We start from the raw sequence: 19,998 nt of genomic DNA on the forward strand, positions 1-19,998 counted from the left end.
TCACCCGGAGGCCTTCCGGGCATGATCCTGAGCCGAACACCCGTCGGTTATCAGCCGGTTGTGTTCCCCATCTCCTGGTGCGGTCAGGATTGCACGCTTACCGTGGAAGCTGGAGGTCGTCGTCCGTGCACGCTGCGTGTCGGGCGGCCCGGCCTTCGTCCCTGCCCGCAAGACCCCGCCCCGCGGGGTCGCGAGAGGAGAACCCATGTCGCTCGACGTCTCACCGGCACTGTTGGAACAGGCCGAGCGAGGCGAGGTCGACGAAGCCGACTTCGTCGACTGCGTCCGGACCTCCCTGCCCTACGCATGGGAGATGATCAGTTCTCTGGTGGCCCAGCTGAAGGTCGACGGCGGAGAGTTCGCCGACAACCAGACGCCGCCGCCGAATGAGCAGGCACGTGGTCAGCTGCTGCGCGCGCTCGCGAGCGATGCCATTCGTGGTGCGCTGCAGCGGCATTTCGGGGTGCGTCTCGCCTTCCAGAACTGCCACCGCGTGGCGGTGTTCCCGCTGGACCCGTCGGTGGACGAGCGGCTCGCCCGCTTCACTTCCGTACGGGGGCAGCTGCTGAACCAGTCGCCGGAACTGCGCGACTGCTGAGCCGTGGTGCTGCCGCTCCGCGTCGTGGGAGACGCGATCGATGCGTGTCGACGCGCATCGCCGCCAAGGGATGCCGGAGCGGCAGCACAGCACCGTGCCCGGCCGTACGGGCCGCCCGGCCGTACGGACCGGTCAGACGAGCAGCGGCAGGACCTCCGCGCCCAGCCGCCGCACGTTCTCCTCGGTCGCCGCGAGGTCGCCGGTGCCCTCGGCGAGCAGCGCGAACCGGGTGATGCCCGTACGCTCCGCCGTCGCCGCGAGCCGGTCCGCCGCGCGCCGGGGCGTGCCCACCGGGTGCAGTCCGCACAGCAGCTCCGTGTACGCGACGGGGTCCCGCATCGCCCGGTGCCGGCCGTCCACCGTCACGTGCGCGTCGAGCCCCTGCTTCAGCCAGCCCGGCATGGCCTTCACCAGCGCCTCGGCCGCGTCCGCCGCCCGGTCCGCGAGCTGGGCGACGCCCGCCGAGACGTGCCGGCCGCCGATCCGCGCGATCTCGTCCGGGTCCCGCCCGGCCTCCCGCGCGCAGCGCGCCCAGGCCGCGACCATCTCGGCCTTGTCCTCGTCGCCGCAGTGCATGCCGAGCAGCATCGGAAGGCCGCGCTCGGCGGCGAGCCGCACGCTCTTCGGCGAGGTGCAGGCCACCACCACCTCGGGGGCGGGGTCCCCGCCGATCAGCTCGTCGGGGCGCGGGACGACCGGCACCTCACGGAAGGCGAATCGTTCTCCCTGGGCGCCCACCCGGGGCTCGCTCAGCCAGCGCAGCAGCAGGTCGAGCGATTCGGGGAAGCCCTTCTCGTACGCGCCGAGGCCCGCGCCGAAGACCTCCAGGTCCACCCAGGGGCCGCCCCGGCCCACCCCGAGGGTGAACCTTCCGCCCGAGGTGAGGTGGAGCAGCGCCGCCTGCTCGCCGAGCGCGACCGGATGAACCGTCGGCAGCACGCTCACCGCCGTGCCCACCCGCAGCCTCCGCGTCCTGCCGAGCAGCAGTGCCGCCAGGGTCACGGCCGACGGGCAGACCCCGTACGGCACGAAGTGGTGCTCGGCCAGCCAGACCGAGTCGAGCCCCGCCTCCTCGGCGACCTCGGCGGTCCGCACCGCCCGGTGGAGGGCCTCACCCTGTCCCTGACCCGGGAACTGTGCGGCCAGAACGAACGTACCCACGCGCATCGCCTTCTGCCTCCTTCGCGGCCGACGCGTAACTCCCCTCGCACTGGCACCAACGTCTGACACGTGCCAAAGGCAACGGCTCTTCATGAAGTTCTTGCGATTTTCGGCTAAGCCGTCCCGGACCGGGCCCGGGGCACCGTGTCGCGGCCCGTAGGCTGGACGGAACGGTCCGTGTTCCCAGACCCCGTGAGGTGTGCCCGTGTCCCCGCGCCACAACCGCTCCCGAGGCGGCGAGAAGCCCGCGCAGCAGCCGGGCGACACCGGCGACCGGTACGGCGGCGCGCAGCGCAGCGAGACCTGGCAGGGCGAGGAGTGGTACGTGCGCCTCGTCGCCGGCGCGAGCGCACCCGGCAAGCGCTACCGCTGCCCCGGCTGCGACCAGGAGATCCCGCCCGGCGCCCCGCACGTGGTCGCCTGGCCGGAGTACGGCGGGGTGGACGACCGGCGGCACTGGCACAAGGCCTGCTGGAACGCCAAGGACCGCCGCACCAGCAGGGTGCAGCGGTCCCGTAACGCGCCGAGGTACTGAGCCGGGGCCCGGGCGGTTCAGGCCCCCCGCAGCGGGGGGCCACCCGCGCCCGGGCCGGTCACACGTCCCGGGAGTTCAGCACGGCGTACGCGCCGGCGAGCGCGACCCCCGCGACCCCCGCCATGATCAGCAGCGGCTCCCAGCCCGAAGGACCCTTGTCCCCGAACGGCGGCTGCGCCGCGTACAGCGAGATCATCTGCGAGGGGATCGCGTACGTGAAGAGTGCCTCCTGCACCGACTTCAGCGCCTCGGAGAACATGAACAGCGCCGCCACCAGCGGCAGCAGGAGCAGACCGATCATCACCGTGATCGCACCCGCCGAGTGCCGGATCAGCGTGCCGAGCGCCAGCGACAGCAGCCCGAGCGTCGCCAGATAGGCGCCCGCGCCGACCGTCGCCCGCAGCCACTCGCCCGCCGTCGGCGTGGCCGCCGCCTCCACAAGACCGACCTGCACCGCGCCCACCAGCGCCGCCACCACGGTGGTCACCGTGAAGACGAGCAGGAAGAACACGATCGCCTTGGCCGTCAGCACCCGGGCCCGGCTCGGGCAGGCCGTCAGGGTCGTACGGATCATGCCGGTGCCGTACTCGGAGGCGATCGTCAGCACGCCGAGCGTGATCACACAGATCGAGGCCGGCAGCATCCCGAAGAAGCCGAAGCTGAGCGCCGTCTCGTCGCCCATCCCCTGCTCCCCGGCGTTGGCGGCGATCGCCGCCACCCCCAGGCCGATGACCACCATCAGCAGGACCATGACCCCGAGCGTCCACAGCGTCGAACGCACCGAGCGGATCTTCGTCCACTCGGAGGCCAGGGCGTCACCGAGGTGCGCCCTGCGGACCGGGATGGGGGAGACGTAGGAGTGCGCCGGAACGTGGTGCGGTGCGGGGGCGGTCATCGGGCGTCCTTGGTGGTGTCGCTCGGCTGGGGGGCGGCCGGCTGCTGAGCCGGAGGGGCGTACGGACCCGGCGCGGGCTGCTGGCCGGGAGCCCCCGCGTACGGGTTCTGTCCGGGCGGCGGCGGGGCGTACCAGCCCTGCTGCGGCACCTCCTGGACCACCGGCTGCGGCGGCATCCCGTACCCCGGCTGCCCGGGCTGCAACGGCGGCTGGAGGTGCGCGAGCCGGTCGTCGGTCGAGCGGTAGTCCACGGCGCCCTGCGTCAGCCGCATGTACGCCTCCTCCAGCGAGGCCTGGTGCGGGGACAGCTCCCACAGCCGTACGTCCGCGTCGTGCGCCAGGTCGCTGATCCTCGGCAGCGGCAGGCCCGTCACGCGCAGCGCGCCGTCCGGTTCCGACAGCACCTGCCCGCCGGCCTCCATGATCGCCGCCGTCAGCTTCTCCCGCTGACCGGGATCGGTCCCCGGGGTCCGCACCCGCGCGAAGTCCGCGGAGTTCGCCGAGATGAAGTCCGTGACGCTCATGTCCGCGAGCAGCTGCCCGCGGCCGATCACGATCAGGTGGTCGGCGGTGAGGGCCATCTCGCTCATGAGGTGGCTGGAGACGAAGACCGTCCGCCCCTCGGCGGCCAGCTTCTTCATCAGGTTGCGGACCCAGAGGATGCCCTCCGGGTCCAGGCCGTTGACCGGCTCGTCGAAGAGCAGCACCTGCGGGTCGCCGAGCAGCGCCGCCGCGATGCCGAGCCGCTGGCCCATGCCGAGCGAGAAGCCCTTGGAGCGCCGCTTCGCCACGTCCTGGAGACCGACCACCCCGAGGACCTCGTCGACCCGCTGGGCCGGGATGCCGGCGAGCTGCGCGAGCGACAGCAGATGGCTGCGCGCGCTCCGCCCGCCGTGCACGGCCTTGGCGTCGAGGAGCGCACCGACCTGCCGGGGCGCGTTCGGCAGCTGCCGGAACGGGTGCCCGCCGATCGTCACATGACCCGCGGAGGGCATGTCCAGGCCCAGGATCATGCGCATCGTGGTCGACTTGCCGGACCCGTTGGGCCCCAGGAACCCGGTGACGACACCGGGCCTCACCTGGAAGGAAAGGTTGTACACGGCCGTCTTGGCGCCGTAGCGCTTCGTCAGGCCGACTGCCTCGATCATTCTCCAGCCCCATCGACAGGTGGTTCGCATCCATGTCGGGGCGTGGCGGCCGCAGGCCGGAGCCCCCCGTATGAGCTAGGAGCTTATCCAGCCGTTGACGGTTCCGGCGAAGCGGAGACGACCTCCGGGGAAGTGTTCCCCCGGAGGCCGTCCCGTGGTCGCGCCCGGGTCGGGCGCCGCCTCCCGGCGGCTCGCGCCCGGGTCAGGCGTCGCGCTTCTTCAGCACCAGATAGCCGCCGAGCAGCGCGGCCACCACCCAGACCACCATGATCCCGAGCCCGCCCCACGGGCCGTACGGAGCCTCCTCCGTGTTCATGGCGTCCGGGACGACCTGCATGATCTTCGAGCCGGCCTGGTCCGGGAAGTAGCGGGCCACCTCCTTGACCTTCGGCACGGCCGCCAGGATCTGCGAGACCAGGAAGAAGAACGGCATCAGGATGCCCAGCGAGAGCATCGACGAGCGCAGCATCGCCGCCACGCCCATGGAGAACAGCGCGATCAGGCCCATGTAGAGCCCCGCGCCGATCACCGCCCGCAGCACGTTGTCGTCACCGATCGAGGCCCGGTGCTCGCCGAGCAGCGCCTGCCCGAGGAAGAAGGAGATGAAGCTCGTCACCAGACCCACGGCGAACGCGAGCCCGCCGGCCACCGCGACCTTCGAGAAGAGGAAGGTCGCGCGCTGCGGCACCGCCGCGAGCGACGTGCGGATCATGCCCGAGGAGTACTCGGTCCCCACCACCAGGACACCGAAGACCACCATCGCCAGCTGCCCCAGGGTCATCCCGAAGAAGCTGACCAGGGTCGGGTCGAACGTGGCCTGCTCGACCTCGCTGAGGTCGTCGAAGGTGGACTTGAACACCGCGGACAGGGCCGCGCCGATCGCCACCGTGACGAGCAGTGCGCTCGCCAGCGTCCAGACGGTCGACGACACCGTCCGGATCTTGGTCCACTCGGACTTCAGGACCGCGGATGCCGCTGCCATCGTTCAGGCTCCCTGGGAGGTCGTGCCCCACTGGGGGCCGGGCGCCGGGGCGCCACCGTGTACATCGGTGCCGTGCGCGTGGTACTCCACCGCACCGGCCGTCATCTGCATGAAGGCCTCTTCGAGCGAGGCGCGCTGGGAACTCAGCTCGTGCAGCACGAGCCCGTGCTCGGCGGCGAGTTCGCCCAGCTTCTCGGTCGTCGCCCCGTCCACCTCCAGGACGCCGCTGCCCGCCTCGACCACGATGAAGCCGTTGGCGTGCAGCACGTCCCGGAGCCGCTCCTGCTGCGGCGAACGCAGCCGTACATAACTCCGGGAATTCTGCTGGATGAAATCCGCCATCGACGTGTCGGCCAGCAGTTTTCCCTGCCCGATCACGATGAGGTGATCGGCCGTCAGAGCCATTTCGCTCATCAGATGGCTGGAAACGAAGATCGTCCGGCCCTCGGCCGCCAACGCCTTCATCAGATTGCGGATCCAGTGAATTCCCTCGGGGTCCAGACCATTGACGGGTTCGTCGAACATCAGGATCTCGGGATCACCGAGGAGCGCGGACGCGATGCCGAGCCGCTGCCCCATGCCGAGGGAGAAACCCTTCGACTTCTTCTTCGCGACCGGCGTCAGACCCACCAGGTCCAGCACCTCGCTCACCCGGCGCTCCGGAATGCGGTTCGACTGCGCCAGACACAGCAGGTTGTTGTACGCCGAGCGGCCGCCGTTCATCGCCTTGGCGTCCAGCAGCGCCCCGATGTACTTCAGCGGCTCCTGAAGCTCCCGGTAGTGCTTGCCGTCGATCCGGACCGTCCCGCTCGTCGGGTTGTCCAGATCCAGCATCATCCGCATCGTCGTCGACTTGCCCGCCCCGTTGGGCCCGAGGAAGCCGGTCACCACCCCAGGACGCACCTGGAAGGAGAGGTGGTCCACCGCGGTCTTCGCCCCGTAGCGCTTGGTCAGGCCCTCAAGCTCGATCATGCGTACCAACCTACGGGCGCGCAAAACCCCCCGCCACCGGAATGACAGGGGGTTTCGGGGAACGCTACGCACTCGTTACCGGGCGGGCGCCGCGGCGACGAACGCCCGGCGTCAGCGGGTCTGCTGGGCCGGGACGCCCGCCGGACGCTCGTCGTCGATCGGCGAGCCGGCCGCCGCCACCGCGGCACCGGTCAGCGTGGCCAGCATCTCGCGGACGTTGGTCAGCTGCGCGTTGATCGAGTCGCGGCGGTTCGTCAGCGCCGCCAGCTCGCGCTCCGATTCGCTGCGGATCCGGTCGGCCTTGGCGTTCGCGTCGGCCACGATGTCCTCGGCCTGGCGCTGCGCGGTCTCCACCGTCTGACGGGCCCGGCGCTCCGCGTCCGTGCGCAGCTTCTCGGCCTCCAGACGGAGCTGCTCTGCGCGGTGCTCGATCTCCGCGAGGCGCTTCTCGGCCTTGGCCTGACGCGAGGCCAGGTCCCGCTCCGACTGCTCGCGGCGCTTGGCCAGGTTCGTCTCGAAGTCCGCGGCGGCCTGGGCGGCCTTGGCGCGGGTCTCCTCGAAGAGGGCGTCCGCCTCCTCGCGCTTCGACTGGGCGTCCTTCTGGGCCTCGGCACGCAGCGAGTTCGCCTCGCCCTGCGCCTTCTCGACGATCCGGACGCCCTCGTCCTCGGCCTTCGACTTGCGCTCGGCCGCGAAGGACTCCGCGTCGTTGCGCACCTGCTGGGCGGCCGACTCGGCCAGCTCACGGTGCTGCTCGGCGGCGCGACGGGCCTCCTCACGCAGGTCCTTCGCCTCCTCCTCGGCCAGCCGGAGGATCTTCTCGACCCGGGCGCCGAGTCCCGCGTACGACGGCTCGGCGTCGGTGACCTGCGCCTGGGCGTTCTGCGTCTCGAGGTGGAGTTCCTCGATGCGCTTCTCCAGAGAGGTGATGCGGGACAGGGCACTGTCACGGTCGGACACGAGCTTGGTAATGCGGTCGTCCACCTGACCGCGGTCGTAACCGCGCCGCACGAGCTCGAAGCCGAAGGGGGAGGATGTGTCGCTCATGGGTTTCCTGTCGAATGAGACCGGTGAGGTGTTAGAGGGAATCCTAGGGGCCGAAGCGGCGTGTCATCGAGCGTATGCCCGTTTGATCTGGAGAATGTCCAGCCTTTTGAGTGGCTACCCGTCCTGGGACTTGCCACCCGAACGAGTGGACCCCGCTGACGCGCCCGCCTTGGCGCCCACCGCACCGGCGGACTTGGCACCCGAAGCCGGGGTCTCGAAAGACTCCAACGCCTCCAGCACGTCCTGGACACGGGAGATCTCCGCATTGATGTCCTTGCGGCGGCGCACCAGCACCTCCAGTTCGCGCTGACCCTCCTCGACCGTCTGCTCGGCCTCGGCCCGCGCCTCCGCCAGAATCCGCTCCGCCTCGGCCTTGATGCCCTCGGCCTCCGCGACGAGCGAGGCCTTCTTCTGCTCGGCCTCCTTGAGCAGCCCCTCGGCCTTGCGGACCGCGGCGATGCGCACCTTGCTCGCCTCCGAACTCGCCTCGGACAGCAGCTCCTTGGACTTCGCCTCGGCCTCGGCGCGCTGCTCCGTCGCGGCCTTCACGAGGTTGTCGACCCGCTCGCCCGCCGTCTTCATCTGCTCGGCGCTCTCGCGGCGCGCCCGCTCGTGCAGCTCCTCGATCTCGCCCTCGATCCGGGCCCGCAGCTCCTCGGCCCGCTCCCTTATGGCCGTCGCGTCGCCGCGGGCCCCGACCAGGAGCTCGTCCGCGTCCGTACGCGCCTTCTCCACCAGCGAGTTGCCCTCGACGGTCGCCTCGGCGACGATCCGCTCGGCCTCCTTGCGGGCCGCGCCGACCATCGTGTCCGCCTGCGTCTCGGCCTCGGTGGTGGCGCGCAGCGCCTCCTCCTGGGCCTTGGCGACGAGCTGGTCCGCCTGCTCGGCCGCGTCCGAACGCTTCCGGGCACCGGCCTCCCGCGCCTCGTCGAGCGTCCGGTCCGCCTCCTCGCGGGCCTCCGAGCGCATCTGCTCGGCCGCCGCCTCGGCGTCCGCCTTGAGCCGCTCCGACTCGGTACGGATCCGCTCGGCGTCCTGCTGGGCGGAGCCCACCGTCGCCTCGGCGGCGGCGCGCGCCTCCGCCGTGACGGAGTCGGCGAGTTCGCCGGCCTCCCGGGTGAGCCGCTCGGCCTCCGCGTTCGCCTCCCGGGTGACGCGCTCGGCCTCGGCGTTCGCCTCCCGGGTGAGCCGCTCGGCCTCGCTCGTCGCCTCGGCGAGGAGTGCGTCGGCCTGCTCGGCGGCGTCGCTGCGGCGCTTGTCGGCGGCCTTGCGGGCCTCGTCGAGGACCTGCTCGCCGTCGGCCAGGGCCGCGTTCCGCAGGGCCTGCGCGTGCGCCTCCCCGTCGATCTTGACCTGCTCGGCCTCGGCGCGGAGCCGCTGGGCGTCCTGCTCGGCGGTCTCCATGAGCTCGACCGCCTCGGCGGTGAGCCGCTCGGCCTCGGCGGCCGTCTCGCGGGTGAGCCGCTCGGCCTCGCTCGTCGCCTCGGCGAGGAGTGCGTCGGCCTGCTCGGCGGCGTCGCTGCGGCGCTTGTCGGCGGCCTTGCGGGCCTCGTCGAGGACCTGCTCGCCGTCGGCGACCGCGGCCGCCCGCAGCGCCTCCGCGTGCGCCTCCCCGTCGGCCTTGACCTGCTCGGCCTCGGCGCGGAGCCGCCGGGCGTCCTGCTCGGCGGTCTCCATGAGCTCGACCGCCTCGGCGGTGAGCCGCTCGGCCTCGCTCGTCGCCTCGGCGAGCAGCGCGTCGGCCTGCTCGGCGGCGTCGCTGCGGCGCTTGTCCGCGGCCTTGCGGGCCTCGTCCAGGACCTGCTCCGCCTCGGCGGCGATCCGCTCCGCCTCCGTACGGGCCTCGGCGACCACCGACTCGGCGCGCTCGGCCGCCTCCGAACGGATCCGGTTCGCGTCCTCCCGGGCGTCGGCCCGGGTGCGGGCCGCGTCCTGCTCGGCCGAGGCCAGCGAGTCCGTCACCTCGGTCCGAACCCGCTGCGCGTACTCCGCGGTGTCCGCCCGCAGCTTCTCCGACTCGGCGATCGCGTCGGCGACCGTCCGCTCGGCCAGCGCCTTCGCGGCCTCCGTCTCCTCCTGCGAGCGCGCCCGGGTGCGGGTGGCGTCCTCGGAGGCACGCTCCCGCTCCTCGTACGCGTCGGCGCGGACCCGGTCCGCCTCCTCCTGCGCCTCGGTGCGGGTCCGCTCGGCCGCGTGCTCGGCGGCGCTGCGCAGCCCGGTGATCTCCTCCTCGGCCTGCTCGCGCAGACCCGCCACCGAGTCCCGTACCTCCTGGGCGGCCCGCGAGGCCGTCGCGACCATCTCGGTCGCCCGCGCGTCCGCCTCCTCGACCAGGCGCTGCGCCTCGGTCTGGGCGTCCTCGACCCGCTTGCGGGCCGCGGCGAGGAGCTCCTCGGACTGCTCGCGCGCCAGCTCGCGCTCCCGGCCCGCCTCGGAACGGGCAGACTCCAGCGTCTCCTCGGCCTCCCGGCGGCGCCGGACGGCCTCCTCCTGGGCGGCGGCCAGCGCCTCGGCGGCCTCGGTGGCGACCCGCTCGGCCGCGGCGGCGGCCTCGGCCCGCACCCGGTCGGCGGTCTCCTGGGCCTCCGAGCGCAGCCGCTCGGCCTCCTCGGTGGCCTCGGTGCGCAGCCGGAGCGCCGCGGTCTCCGCCTCCGTACGCGTGGTCGAGGCGTCGGCGGCGGCCTCGGCGCGCAGCCGCTCGGCCTCCTGCCCGGCCTGCTCCTGGAGGGTGCGGGCCCGCTCGGCGGCCTCGGTCCGCAGCCGCTCGGTCTCCTCGGCGGCCTCGCGCCGGATCAGCTCGCTCTCGGCGCGCGCGTCGGTCAGCTCCTCGCCGGCCGCCGCCACCTTCGCCTCGGCCTCGGCGTGCAGCCGGGTCAGCTCGTCGGCGGCCTCGGCGCGGCGGGCCTCGGCGGCCCGCTCGGCGTCCGCGCGCAGCCCGGCGGCGGCCTCCTCGGCCCGGGCCTTGACCGCCTCGGCCTGCTCCTCGGCCTCGGCGCGCAGCCGCTCGGCCTCGGCGCGGGTCCGCTCCAGGGTCTCCTCGGCCTGCGTCCGCAGCGTCTGGGCGCGCTCGACGGCCTCGGACTTGACCCGCTCGCTCTCGGCGCCGGCCTTGGTGCGCAGCTCCTCGGCGTCCGTACGGGCCTTGGTCAGCAGCTCCTCGGCGGTGCTGGCCGCCTCCTCGATCTGCTGCACGGCCTCGCGGCGGGCCTCGCCGCGGATCCGCTCGCCCTCGGCGATGGCCTCGGCGCGCAGCTGCTCGGCCTCGCCGCGCAGCCGGCGGGCCTCCTCCTGGAGCTCGACCGTCTTGGCGCGGTACTCCTTGGTGTCGTCCTTCGCCGAACCGAGCAGCTCGTCGGCCTGCTCCTCGGCCTCGGCCCGCAGCCGGGCGATCTCGGCCTCGGCCTCGCGGCGGATCCGCTCGGCCTCCTCGGAGGCCTTGCGGGTGGTCTCGCGGGCGTCGTCGGACGCCTTGGTGAGGATCTCCTCGGCGCTGCGCGCGGCCTTGGCCAGGGCGGCGGCGGAGTCCTCCGCTGCGGCGGTACGGGCCTTGTCCGAGGCCTCCGCGACGAGCTTCTCCGCCTCGGCGGTCGCCTCGCGCAGCTTCTCCTCGGCCTCGGCCTTGAGGGCCTCGGCGTCCTTGGTGGCCTCGCCGACGAGCCGGGCGATCTCGGTCTTGGCGGTACGGGTCCGCTGCTCGTTGACCGACTCGGCGCCGGCGAGCTGCTTGGCGGCGGTCTCCTTCGCCTCGGCGAGGGTCTTCTCGGCCTCCGCGCGGGCGGCCCGGAGCTTCTCCTCGGCCTCCTGGAGGCGCTGTTCGGCGGCGCGGGAGAGTTCGGTGGCCTGGCGGCGGGCCTGGTCGGTCTCGGCGGTGGTGGTCGAGCGGAGCTGCTCGGCGTGGCTGGTGGCCTCCTGCGCCTGGCTGGACGCGGCGTTGAGGAGCCGCTCGGCGTCCTTGCGGGCGCGCAGCAGAATCGCTTCGGCCTCGGCACGCGCGGCCTCGGCGTCGGCGCCGACGCGCCGGCTGGTCTCCTCGGCGAGCCGGGTGGCCTCGGCGCGGGCGGCGGCCAGCGACTGCTCGGCCTCGGCGCGGGACTCCTCGAGGAGCCGGCGGGCCTGGGACTCCGTGCGGGCCCGCAGCTGCTCGGCCCAGGCGACGTTCTCGTTGACGTGCGCCTCGACGGTCTGGCGGCGCTCGTTGAGTTCCTGGTCCAGCTGCTGGCGGCGCTGGACGGCCTCGTTGTGCAGTTCGGCCTGGAGCCGGGCCTGGTGCTCGGCGTGCTCCTGGAGGATGCGCTGGGTCTGGGCGCGGGCCTCGCGCAGCTCGCGCTCGGCGTCCTGCCGGAGCTGTTCCGCCTGTGCCTGGGCGTTCCGCAGCATCTGCTCGGCCTGGTAGCCGATGTCCGCGCTGTCGTAGGCGGGCCGGGACGCGATGGTGCGGCGCGCCTCGTGGAGCTTGGCGCGCAACACCTCGACCTGGTACCCGAGGTCCTCGGCGTGCTGGACGGCCTTCTCGCGCTCGGTCTTCAGCCGGTCCATCTCGGCTTCGAACCTGGCGAGATGGTCGTCTTCAGCTCGGTGGCTCTCCTGGCGTTCGTAGCCCCGCACTGCGCGGTCCATCCTTCCCCGAGCTCTTCGAGCAGGGGATACCCCAACCCTGGTCGCAACTCCAACGAGCCCGCCCCCTCACGGCTGAGGACGGGCCCCCGGGGAATCGTGGCAGATCGGACGACCCCGACATCCCGACTTCGGTGCCGCACGGAGCGGCCCCGACCGGCCCCGGCCCGGAGTCGCCCACTCTACCGGGCCAGGAATCCGGAGGTCAGTGCTCCGCTGAGGAGTGGTCAGCCGACGGCTCCGCCGAGGTGACCAGTTCCGTCAGTACGCCGTGGCAGTCCTTGGGGTGCAGGAACGTGATCCGGGAGCCCATGGAGCCGATCCGCGGCTCGTCGTAGAGGACCCGGACGCCCTTGGAGCGGATGGCCTCGGCGTCGCCGTCGACGTCGGCCGTACCGAAGGCGATGTGGTGCACGCCCTCGCCGTTCTTGGCGAGCCACTTGCCCACCGCCGAGTCCTCCCGGGTCGGCTCGAGGAGCTGGAGGTAGGAGGCCCCGCCGTCGGAGGTCTCGTTGATCTTGAGCATGGCCTCGCGGACGCCCTGCTCCTCGTTGACCTCGGTGTGGAAGACCTCGAAACCGTAGGTGGCACGGTAGAACTCGACAGTCTTGTCCAGGTCGAAACAGGCGATCCCGATGTGGTCGATTCGCGTCAGCATGCCTCCAGTGCAACGCCGTGGAGATGGTTACGCAACGTGCGCGCCGTCACACCGATTCGCCGGTGACCGGGCGCGGCGCCGCTCAGTACATTGGCGGTAAACCCTCGTTCACTTCTCATCCCTAGGGGCCGTGCCTCATGTCTGGAACGACCGGTACCACCTCAGTGATCGTCGCGGGCGCCCGCACGCCCATGGGTCGCCTGCTCGGCTCGCTCAAGTCCTTCTCGGGCGCGGACCTCGGCGGCTTCGCGATCAAGGCCGCGCTCGACCGGGCCGGCATCGGCGGCGACCAGGTGCAGTACGTGATCATGGGCCAGGTGCTCCAGGCGGGCGCCGGCCAGATCCCCGCCCGCCAGGCCGCCGTCAAGGCCGGCATCCCGATGAACGTCCCCGCGCTCACCATCAACAAGGTGTGCCTCTCGGGTCTCGACGCCATCGCGCTCGCCGACCAGCTGATCCGCGCCGGCGAGTTCGACGTCGTCGTCGCCGGCGGCCAGGAGTCGATGACCAACGCCCCGCACCTGCTGCCGAAGTCCCGCGAGGGCTACAAGTACGGCGCCATCGAGATGCTCGACGCCATGGCGTACGACGGCCTGACCGACGCCTTCGAGAACATCGCCATGGGCGAGTCCACCGAGAAGCACAACACCCGCCTGGGCATCAAGCGCGACGTCCAGGACGAGATCGCCGCCCTCTCGCACCAGCGCGCCGCCGCCGCCCAGAAGAACGGCATCTTCGAGGCCGAGATCACCCCGGTCGAGATCCCGCAGCGCAAGGGCGACCCGGTGATCTTCGCCAAGGACGAGGGCATCCGCGCGGAGACCACCGCCGAGTCCCTCGGCAAGCTCCGCCCCGCCTTCGCCAAGGACGGCACCATCACCGCCGGCACCTCCTCGCAGATCTCCGACGGCGCCGCCGCCGTCGTCGTGATGAGCAAGGCCAAGGCCGAGGAGCTGGGCCTTGAGTGGATCGCCGAGATCGGCGCCCACGGCAACGTCGCGGGCCCGGACAACTCGCTGCAGTCGCAGCCGTCCAACGCCATCCGGCACGCCCTGAAGAAGGACGGCCTGACCGTCGACGACCTCGACCTGATCGAGATCAACGAGGCCTTCGCCGCGGTCGCCCACCAGTCAATGAAGGACCTCGGCGTTACCCCCGAGAAGGTGAACGTCAACGGCGGCGCCATCGCGCTCGGTCACCCGATCGGCATGTCCGGCGCCCGGGTGGTGCTGCACCTGGCCCTGGAGCTCAAGCGGCGCGGCGGCGGCATCGGCGCGGCGGCCCTGTGCGGCGGCGGCGGTCAGGGTGACGCGCTGATCGTCCGTGTCCCCGGAAACGGCAAGTAGTTCCGTACTGAAGGAGCAGCGCAGATGGTGGACGTCCCCGAACTCGTCGCCCAGGCACGGGAGGGCCGGCCGCGGGCCGTGGCCCGGCTGATCTCGCTCGTCGAGGGGGCGTCCCCCCAGCTGCGCGAGGTGATGGCGGCGCTCGCGCCGCTGACCGGCGGCGCGTACGTGGTGGGCCTGACGGGTTCCCCGGGCGTGGGCAAGTCCACGTCCACGTCCGCGCTGGTCTCCGCGTACCGCAGGGCGGGCAAGCGGGTCGGCGTCCTGGCCGTCGACCCGTCCTCGCCGTTCAGCGGCGGGGCGCTCCTCGGCGACCGGGTCCGGATGTCGGAGCACGCCTCCGACCCCGGGGTCTACATCCGGTCCATGGCGACCCGCGGCCATCTGGGCGGTCTCGCCTGGTCCGCCCCGCAGGCCATCCGCGTCCTGGACGCGGCCGGCTGCGAGGTGATCCTGGTGGAGACGGTCGGCGTCGGGCAGTCGGAGGTCGAGATCGCCTCGCAGGCCGACACCTCGGTCGTGCTGCTCGCGCCGGGCATGGGCGACGGCATCCAGGCCGCGAAGGCGGGCATCCTGGAGATCGGCGACGTGTACGTGGTGAACAAGGCCGACCGGGACGGCGCGGACGCCACCGCCCGCGAGCTCAACCACATGCTGGGCCTGGGCGAGTCGCGTGGGCCCGGCGACTGGCGGCCGCCGATCGTCAAGACGGTCGCGGCCCGCGGCGAGGGCATCGACGAGGTCGTGGAGGCCCTGGAGAAGCACCGGGCCTGGATGGAGGAGCACGGGGTGCTGGCGGAGCGCCGCCGGGCCCGTGCGGCGCGCGAGGTGGAGACGATCGCGGTCACGGCCCTGCGGGAGCGGATCGGCGACCTGCACGGCGACCGGCGCCTCGACGCGCTCGCGGAGCGGATCGTGGCGGGCTCGCTCGACCCGTACGCGGCCTCGGACGAGCTGGTCGCGAGCCTGACGGGCAACTGAGCGCCGTACCGTCGCGGAGAGACGGAGAAAAGGGCCTCCCCGGACTGACCGGGGAGGCCCTTTTCTGTCAGGTCGGGCTCCGCCTACGGCTTGCCGCGCCGTCCGCGCAGCTGCTCGGCGACCGGCGTCAGGGACGCCCGGAGCTCGCCGAGCGCCTCCGTGCCGATCTGGTCGATGAAGTGCTTGCGCACCGATTCGACGTGGTGCGGGGCGACCTTGCGCATGGTGGCCATGCCCTCGTCGGTGAGGACGGCGTAGAGCCCGCGCCGGTCGGACTCGCAGTTCTCGCGCCGGACGAGTCCGGCGTTCTCCATGCGGGTGATCTGGTGCGAGAGCCGGCTCTTCGACTGGAGCGTGGCGGCGGCCAGGTCGCTCATGCGCAGCCGCCGCTCCGCCGACTCGGAGAGGTTCACGAGGATCTCGTAGTCGTTCATCGTCAGGCCGAAGGGCTGGAGGTCCCGCTCCAGCTGGTACGTCAGCATTCTGTTGACGTCCAGGAATGTGCGCCACGCACACTGCTCGGCGTCGGTGAGCCACGGAGTGGCGGTCTCGGTCTCCATATATGGATTCTACCTAAGAAGTTGAATACTTGACGAAGTCTGGGAGCGCACGTTCGAGGACGTCACACTCCGCAGACTACCGCTCACAGCCCGAAGCGCCGCTGGAGGTCGCCGAGCTGGCCGGGAAGGCGCGGTACCGAGCCCGGCATGGACTGGCCGGAACCGTGCGGCGCCTGACCGCCCGGAACGCCCGCCTGCGCCGGCGGCCCGCCGATCGCGCGGTCCGCCATCAGGAGCTCCGTCGACTGCAGCAGGACCGTGCCCGCGCCCACGAACTCGAACTGGTGCTCCTCGCCCGAGGTGCCGCCGATGCCCGTCAGCGCGCGCACCCCGCCCATCACGCCCGTCAGGTAGCCGTGGTCGTAGTGGTGGCAGGGGGACGGGCAGTCCGCCCAGCCGACCAGGGCCTGCGGGTCCACCCGCATCGGCGGCTCCATGAAGACCACCGGACCGTTCGACGCGGCCACGAACTTGCCCGTGCCGATCAGGGTCACGAAGCCCGGCACGATCGACTGCTTCAGCGCCAGCGTCGGCTGGTAGGCCAGCAGGTTCCCCGAGCGGATCGTCAGGTTGCCCTCGTCCAGGTCGTACGAGTTCACGTCGAACGCCCGGTCCGCCAGCAGCATCTTCCCGCTGCCCTCGGCCACCACCCAGTCGCTCGCGTGCAGCGGCGAGTGGAAGGACGTCCTGACCAGCCTGTCGAGCCGGCCGTGCCCGATGCCGTTGAACTCGATCCGCCCGTAGTAGGCGATCATCTTGCCCTTCTGCAGGAACCACTGGGAGCCCTTGAGCTCCACGCAGAAGGTGTACGGGTTGACGTTGTCGTCCGACGGCAGGGTCGTCGGGTCGTGGATCACGGGACCGGTCACAGCTTTTCCTCCGAGGCCTGCACGTACACCGCACCGCTGCCGCTCAGCTCCAGCTGGAACGCCTCGCCCGAGCCGCGCCCCACCATGTCGCGCCAGCCGAGCGCGGTGGAGAGCTTGTTCCGCACGTCGCCGTGGTGGGCCACGTACGCCTGCGGGTCGACGTGGACCGGACGGCCCGGCGTGATCGGCAGCTCGATGACCCCGCCGTGCGCCATGACCGCCACCGCGCCGTGACCCTTCAGGGTCGTGGTGAAGAGGCCCTGGCCTGTCACCTGGCCGCGGACCATGCCCATGACCCCGCCCTGCGAGCCCATGAACATGGTGCCCTGCTCCAGGGTGCCGTCGAAGGCGAGCAGCCGGTCGGCCTCCACGTACAGCGTGTCGCCGGTCAGCCCGATCACCTGGATGTGGTGGCCGCCGTGCCCGAACATCACCGTGCCGCTGCCCTCGACGGTCATCAGCGGCGTCGCCTCGCCGGCCACCCGGCGGCCGATCATCGACATCAGGCCGCCCTGACCGCCCGCCATGTTCGGCGTGAAAGTGACGTCGCCGCGGTACGCGAGCATCGCGCCGCGCTGGCTGAACATCCGCTGCCCGGGGACGACGGTCGCCTCGACCATCTTCGAGTTGATCTCGCGGAACGGCATCAGACGTCCCCTCCGATCGTGTTGCGCTCGCTCGGCTGGACGTACACGAGGCCGTCCCCCTCGAAGCGGATCTGGAAGGCCTCGCCGCCGCCCTCGCCCATCAGGGTGCGGAAGGTCACACCCGACTGGAAGTGCTGCTGGAGGTTGCCCTGGTGGGCGATGTACGCGCCCGGGTCGACCTGGAGCGGGTACTGCGGGGTCACCCGCAGCACCACCGCCGGACCGTCGGACATGATCGCGGCCTGGCCGGTGCCCTCGACGGTCGTGGTGAAGAGGCCGTTGCCGGTGGCCCCGCCGCGCAGACCCGTGAAGGTGGTGCCGGTGCGCAGCCCCGCGTCGGTGCAGAGCAGGTTGCTCGCCTCGACCCAGAGCTTGTCGCCGTGCAGGCTGACGAGGTTGATCTCGGAGGCCCGGTCGGCGAACCAGCAGGTCCCCTGGCCGCGTACCTCCATCACCTCCATCTGCTCGCCGGTCAGCCGGCGGGTGACCATGCCCCGCAGGCCCTCACCGCCGCCGCTCATCTTCTTGAACGCCATCTGGCCGTCGTAGGCGACCATCGAGCCGTTCTTCGCCTTGACGGCGTCGCCGGTCATGGAGACCGCGAGCACCTTGCTGCCTTGGAGTCGGAACGTTGCCACCCGCTGAAGGTACTGGGGACCCGGATAAAGAGACAGCAAAGTCGGCGTGCACAATGGACGGGCCCTTGTGCATCCGTTCACAAGATCGAACGAAGGTGACCCCCTCCGTGGACCTCAAGACCGCTTCCTCCCTCCACCGGCTCCGGCTCGTCTCCGCGCCGGAGGCCGTCTCGTTCCTGCTCCTGCTGGTCTGCTCGGTGCTCAAGCGGACGACGGACTTCAACGCGGTGCCGGTCATGGGCGCGATCCACGGCGTGCTGTTCATCCTCTACGTCCTGTTCTGGCTGGATGCCTGGAACCGCACCAAGTGGAGCTTCGGCTCCGCCGCCCTGTACTTCCTCCTCTCCGTCGTGCCCCTGGGCGGCTTCTACGCCGAGCGGAAGCTCAAGCGCGAGGCCGAGAACGCGGTCATCGCGTCCCGCGCCCGCGCCGCCGCCGCCGAGGGCGCGGTGAAGGCGTGATCGTCGCGTTCTCGGTGACCCCGCTGGGCGTGGGGGAGGAGGTCGGCGAGTACGTGGCCGACGCCGTCCGGGTCGTCCGCGAGTCCGGGCTGCCGCACCGCACCGACGCCATGTTCACCTCGGTCGAGGGTGAGTGGGACGAGGTGATGGACGTCGTGAAGCGCGCCGTCGCCGCCGTGGAGGCGCGCGCCCCGCGCGTCTCGGTGGTCATGAAGGCCGACATCCGCCCGGGCGTCACGGACGGCCTCGTCAGCAAGGTCGCCACCGTCGAGCGGTATCTGGAGGGCTGAGCCCCCTGTTCGCGCGGGGGCCGAGCCCCTGTTCGCGCGTGTCCCGAAGCCCCCGGTCCTGGTTCAGGGCCGGGGGCTTCGGCGTACCCGGGAAATCACCTCTTGAGCGAGTGCTCAAAATCGGCTACCTTCAGCCGCGGGCAGATTTGAGCAGTCGCTCAAAATGCCGTACGAGCTGGGAGAACACCCATGGGTCTCTACATCGAGACACAGGTCCGCGCCGACCTGGAGACACTCTGGGAGCGCACCCAGGAACCCGACCGCCACCAGCGGTGGGACCTGCGCTTCACCGAGATCGCCTACCTTCCGCGCACCGAGGGCGAACCCCAGCACTTCCGGTACGCGACCCGCGTCCTGCCCTTCCTGGTCGTCGCCGGCACCGGTGTCTCCGCGGGGGAGCGCCACCGGGCCGGCGGCGACCGGGTCTCCGCCCTCCGCTTCTCCTCGCCGCACCCGCTCTCGCTGCTCGCCGAAGGCAGCGGCTACTGGCGGTACGTGCCCACCCCGGACGGCGTCCGCTTCCTCACCGGCTACGACTACCGGCCCCGCTGGGGCCGCTTCGGCCGGCTCTCCGACCGGCTCGTCTTCCGGCCCCTGATGGGCTGGGCCACCGCCTGGTCCTTCGACCGGCTCCGGCTCTGGTGCGAGCGGGGCGTCACGCCCGAGCGCGCCCTCGGCCACTGGCTCCTCGAACTCGCCGCCCGGGTGCTCCTCGTGGCCGTGCCCGGGATCGCCGGCTCGCTGCCGGCGGGGCCGCCCCCGCTCGCCGCCGTACCGCTCACCCTCCTCGGGCTCGCCCTCGCGGTGCTCGTACCCCCGTCGCCGGCCACCCCCGCGGCCCGGCGCTGTCTGCGCACCGCGCCCGCCCGCACCCGGGAGCCCCGGCTCCTCGCGACCCTGGAGACCCCGTGACCTCGATCTTCCGCACCGCCATGGGGGACGCCGCCTTCGAGCGGCTGCACCCGGAGCTCCAGCGGCGCTTCTCCGTGGGGCTCGCGAGCGGGGAGCTGTGCGTCGGGCGGGGCGTCATGGACCGGATCTGGCACGGTCGGGCCCTCGTGAAGCCCTTCCTCGCCGTCGGCGGGCTGCGGAACATCCTGCTGCCCCGCACCGGCCGCCACGTCCCCTTCACCATCGAGAACGTGCCCTACGCCGACTCGTACGGCCGGGAGACCGTCACCTTCGTCCGGACCTTCGTCCTGCCCGGCGGACCCAGGCGCTTCGACGCCACCATGATCCACAGCCCCGAGCGGGACTGCCTTCTCGACTACCTCGGCACCCACCAGCACCTCGCGAGCGATCTGCACCTGTCCGCCGAGCCGGACGGCTCGCTGCTCATCCGCTCCGGCGAACACCGCTTCCGCGAGGGCCCGTTGGACGTCCGGGTGCCGGAACTGGTCGGCGGCCGTGCCGAGGTGCGCGAGTCCTTCGACGAGCGCACCGGCCGCTTCCGCATCAACGTCCGGGTGGAGAACCGGTACGTCGGCCCGCTCTTCGGGTACGAGGGGTCGTTCACCGCCGAGTACGCGGACGTACGCTCACGGGGGGTGCGGGCAGGGCTGCGCCCGGTGCGCGAGGAGGTACGGGTGTGAGCGG

20 protein-coding genes are annotated in these 19,998 nt (G+C 72.1%); 8 read left to right on the top strand and 12 right to left on the bottom strand.

The annotated features are described in order from the left end of the window. Positions 1-205 precede the first annotated feature (205 nt). On the top strand, positions 206-598 hold the full coding sequence (locus tag DEJ43_RS25260) for an SCO5389 family protein (protein ID WP_015036224.1): 393 nt from the start codon (positions 206-208) through the stop codon (positions 596-598). Positions 599-730: 132 nt separating this feature from the next. Here DEJ43_RS25260 and DEJ43_RS25265 read toward each other — a convergent pair whose 3' ends face one another. Then, a complete protein-coding gene (locus tag DEJ43_RS25265; RefSeq protein WP_015036225.1) occupies positions 731-1,765 on the bottom strand; it encodes an LLM class flavin-dependent oxidoreductase in 1,035 nt (344 codons plus the stop codon). 199 nt (positions 1,766-1,964) lie between these two features. Here DEJ43_RS25265 and DEJ43_RS25270 point away from each other — a divergent pair, with 199 nt between their 5' ends. Then, positions 1,965-2,294 carry a hypothetical protein gene (locus DEJ43_RS25270; RefSeq protein WP_015036226.1) on the top strand — a complete coding sequence of 110 codons (330 nt, stop codon included), beginning with the start codon at positions 1,965-1,967 and terminating at the stop codon, positions 2,292-2,294. Positions 2,295-2,352: 58 nt separating this feature from the next. On the opposite strand, the gene DEJ43_RS25275 is transcribed toward DEJ43_RS25270, so the two are convergent. The 7 genes from DEJ43_RS25275 to mce form a co-directional block, all read right to left on the bottom strand. Beyond that, positions 2,353-3,189, bottom strand: coding sequence for an ABC transporter permease (locus tag DEJ43_RS25275; protein WP_015036227.1), 837 nt, complete (start codon positions 3,187-3,189; stop codon positions 2,353-2,355). Beyond that, positions 3,186-4,337, bottom strand: a complete 1,152-nt coding sequence (locus DEJ43_RS25280; RefSeq protein WP_041662873.1) for an ATP-binding cassette domain-containing protein — start codon at positions 4,335-4,337, stop codon at positions 3,186-3,188. The genes DEJ43_RS25275 and DEJ43_RS25280 overlap by 4 nt, the downstream gene beginning before the upstream one ends. 202 nt (positions 4,338-4,539) lie before the next feature. Beyond that, positions 4,540-5,319 carry an ABC transporter permease gene (locus tag DEJ43_RS25285; protein WP_015036229.1) on the bottom strand — a complete coding sequence of 260 codons (780 nt, stop codon included), beginning with the start codon at positions 5,317-5,319 and terminating at the stop codon, positions 4,540-4,542. Between the two features lie 3 nt (positions 5,320-5,322). Beyond that, positions 5,323-6,291 carry an ABC transporter ATP-binding protein gene (locus tag DEJ43_RS25290; RefSeq protein WP_015036230.1) on the bottom strand — a complete coding sequence of 323 codons (969 nt, stop codon included), beginning with the start codon at positions 6,289-6,291 and terminating at the stop codon, positions 5,323-5,325. A 111-nt stretch (positions 6,292-6,402) separates the two neighbouring features. Beyond that, entirely contained in the window at positions 6,403-7,338 is a 936-nt protein-coding gene (locus tag DEJ43_RS25295) for a coiled-coil domain-containing protein (RefSeq protein WP_015036231.1), read from the bottom strand. Between the two features lie 114 nt (positions 7,339-7,452). Continuing rightward, the gene (scy, locus tag DEJ43_RS25300) at positions 7,453-11,943 is read right to left on the bottom strand and encodes a polarized growth protein Scy (protein WP_041662874.1); all 4,491 of its coding nucleotides are present in this window, start codon (positions 11,941-11,943) and stop codon (positions 7,453-7,455) included. Positions 11,944-12,157: 214 nt separating this feature from the next. Then, positions 12,158-12,610, bottom strand: coding sequence for a methylmalonyl-CoA epimerase (gene mce / locus DEJ43_RS25305; protein WP_015036233.1), 453 nt, complete (start codon positions 12,608-12,610; stop codon positions 12,158-12,160). Between the two features lie 137 nt (positions 12,611-12,747). Between mce and DEJ43_RS25310 the strand changes: the two genes are divergently transcribed. Together DEJ43_RS25310 and meaB are read left to right on the top strand one after the other, a co-directional pair. Beyond that, entirely contained in the window at positions 12,748-13,956 is a 1,209-nt protein-coding gene (locus tag DEJ43_RS25310) for an acetyl-CoA C-acetyltransferase (RefSeq protein WP_015036234.1), read from the top strand. 24 nt (positions 13,957-13,980) lie between these two features. Next, positions 13,981-14,937: a methylmalonyl Co-A mutase-associated GTPase MeaB gene (gene meaB / locus DEJ43_RS25315; protein WP_015036235.1), complete on the top strand. Its 957-nt coding sequence runs from the start codon at positions 13,981-13,983 to the stop codon at positions 14,935-14,937. Positions 14,938-15,020: 83 nt separating this feature from the next. Here meaB and DEJ43_RS25320 read toward each other — a convergent pair whose 3' ends face one another. The 4 genes from DEJ43_RS25320 to DEJ43_RS25335 all read right to left on the bottom strand — a co-directional run bounded on the left by DEJ43_RS25320 (position 15,021) and on the right by DEJ43_RS25335 (position 17,651). Next, positions 15,021-15,497 (bottom strand): MarR family winged helix-turn-helix transcriptional regulator, encoded by a 477-nt coding sequence (locus DEJ43_RS25320; protein WP_015036236.1) that lies wholly within the window; start codon positions 15,495-15,497, stop codon positions 15,021-15,023. Between the two features lie 83 nt (positions 15,498-15,580). Next, the gene (locus DEJ43_RS25325) at positions 15,581-16,366 is read right to left on the bottom strand and encodes an AIM24 family protein (protein ID WP_015036237.1); all 786 of its coding nucleotides are present in this window, start codon (positions 16,364-16,366) and stop codon (positions 15,581-15,583) included. After that, on the bottom strand, positions 16,363-17,013 hold the full coding sequence (locus DEJ43_RS25330; RefSeq protein ID WP_015036238.1) for an AIM24 family protein: 651 nt from the start codon (positions 17,011-17,013) through the stop codon (positions 16,363-16,365). The genes DEJ43_RS25325 and DEJ43_RS25330 overlap by 4 nt, the downstream gene beginning before the upstream one ends. Beyond that, entirely contained in the window at positions 17,013-17,651 is a 639-nt protein-coding gene (locus DEJ43_RS25335; protein ID WP_041662875.1) for an AIM24 family protein, read from the bottom strand. The genes DEJ43_RS25330 and DEJ43_RS25335 overlap by 1 nt, the downstream gene beginning before the upstream one ends. 107 nt (positions 17,652-17,758) lie before the next feature. Here DEJ43_RS25335 and DEJ43_RS25340 point away from each other — a divergent pair, with 107 nt between their 5' ends. From DEJ43_RS25340 to DEJ43_RS25355, 4 genes are all read left to right on the top strand, one after another. Continuing rightward, positions 17,759-18,112, top strand: a complete 354-nt coding sequence (locus DEJ43_RS25340; protein ID WP_041662876.1) for a DUF3817 domain-containing protein — start codon at positions 17,759-17,761, stop codon at positions 18,110-18,112. Further along, positions 18,109-18,402 carry an MTH1187 family thiamine-binding protein gene (locus tag DEJ43_RS25345; protein WP_015036241.1) on the top strand — a complete coding sequence of 98 codons (294 nt, stop codon included), beginning with the start codon at positions 18,109-18,111 and terminating at the stop codon, positions 18,400-18,402. The genes DEJ43_RS25340 and DEJ43_RS25345 overlap by 4 nt, the downstream gene beginning before the upstream one ends. 189 nt (positions 18,403-18,591) lie before the next feature. Next, complete coding sequence (locus DEJ43_RS25350) at positions 18,592-19,314, top strand: hypothetical protein (RefSeq protein ID WP_015036242.1); 723 nt, start codon at positions 18,592-18,594, stop codon at positions 19,312-19,314. After that, positions 19,311-19,994: a DUF4166 domain-containing protein gene (locus DEJ43_RS25355; RefSeq protein ID WP_015036243.1), complete on the top strand. Its 684-nt coding sequence runs from the start codon at positions 19,311-19,313 to the stop codon at positions 19,992-19,994. The genes DEJ43_RS25350 and DEJ43_RS25355 overlap by 4 nt, the downstream gene beginning before the upstream one ends. The last annotated feature ends 4 nt before the right edge of the window (positions 19,995-19,998 follow it).

The sequence above is a fragment of the Streptomyces venezuelae ATCC 10712 genome (assembly GCF_008639165.1).
In the GTDB taxonomy this organism is placed as follows: Bacteria; Actinomycetota; Actinomycetes; order Streptomycetales; family Streptomycetaceae; genus Streptomyces; species Streptomyces venezuelae.

Coding starts and splice junctions, on each gene's coding strand:
- DEJ43_RS25260 (WP_015036224.1), top strand. CDS start 206: ATGTCGCTCGACGTCTCACCGGCACTGTTGGAACAGGCCGAGCGAGGC.
- DEJ43_RS25265 (WP_015036225.1), bottom strand. CDS start 1,765: ATGCGCGTGGGTACGTTCGTTCTGGCCGCACAGTTCCCGGGTCAGGGA.
- DEJ43_RS25275 (WP_015036227.1), bottom strand. CDS start 3,189: ATGACCGCCCCCGCACCGCACCACGTTCCGGCGCACTCCTACGTCTCC.
- DEJ43_RS25280 (WP_041662873.1), bottom strand. CDS start 4,337: ATGATCGAGGCAGTCGGCCTGACGAAGCGCTACGGCGCCAAGACGGCC.
- DEJ43_RS25285 (WP_015036229.1), bottom strand. CDS start 5,319: ATGGCAGCGGCATCCGCGGTCCTGAAGTCCGAGTGGACCAAGATCCGG.
- DEJ43_RS25290 (WP_015036230.1), bottom strand. CDS start 6,291: ATGATCGAGCTTGAGGGCCTGACCAAGCGCTACGGGGCGAAGACCGCG.
- DEJ43_RS25295 (WP_015036231.1), bottom strand. CDS start 7,338: ATGAGCGACACATCCTCCCCCTTCGGCTTCGAGCTCGTGCGGCGCGGT.
- mce (WP_015036233.1), bottom strand. CDS start 12,610: ATGCTGACGCGAATCGACCACATCGGGATCGCCTGTTTCGACCTGGAC.
- DEJ43_RS25310 (WP_015036234.1), top strand. CDS start 12,748: ATGTCTGGAACGACCGGTACCACCTCAGTGATCGTCGCGGGCGCCCGC.
- meaB (WP_015036235.1), top strand. CDS start 13,981: ATGGTGGACGTCCCCGAACTCGTCGCCCAGGCACGGGAGGGCCGGCCG.
- DEJ43_RS25320 (WP_015036236.1), bottom strand. CDS start 15,497: ATGGAGACCGAGACCGCCACTCCGTGGCTCACCGACGCCGAGCAGTGT.
- DEJ43_RS25330 (WP_015036238.1), bottom strand. CDS start 17,013: ATGCCGTTCCGCGAGATCAACTCGAAGATGGTCGAGGCGACCGTCGTC.
- DEJ43_RS25350 (WP_015036242.1), top strand. CDS start 18,592: ATGGGTCTCTACATCGAGACACAGGTCCGCGCCGACCTGGAGACACTC.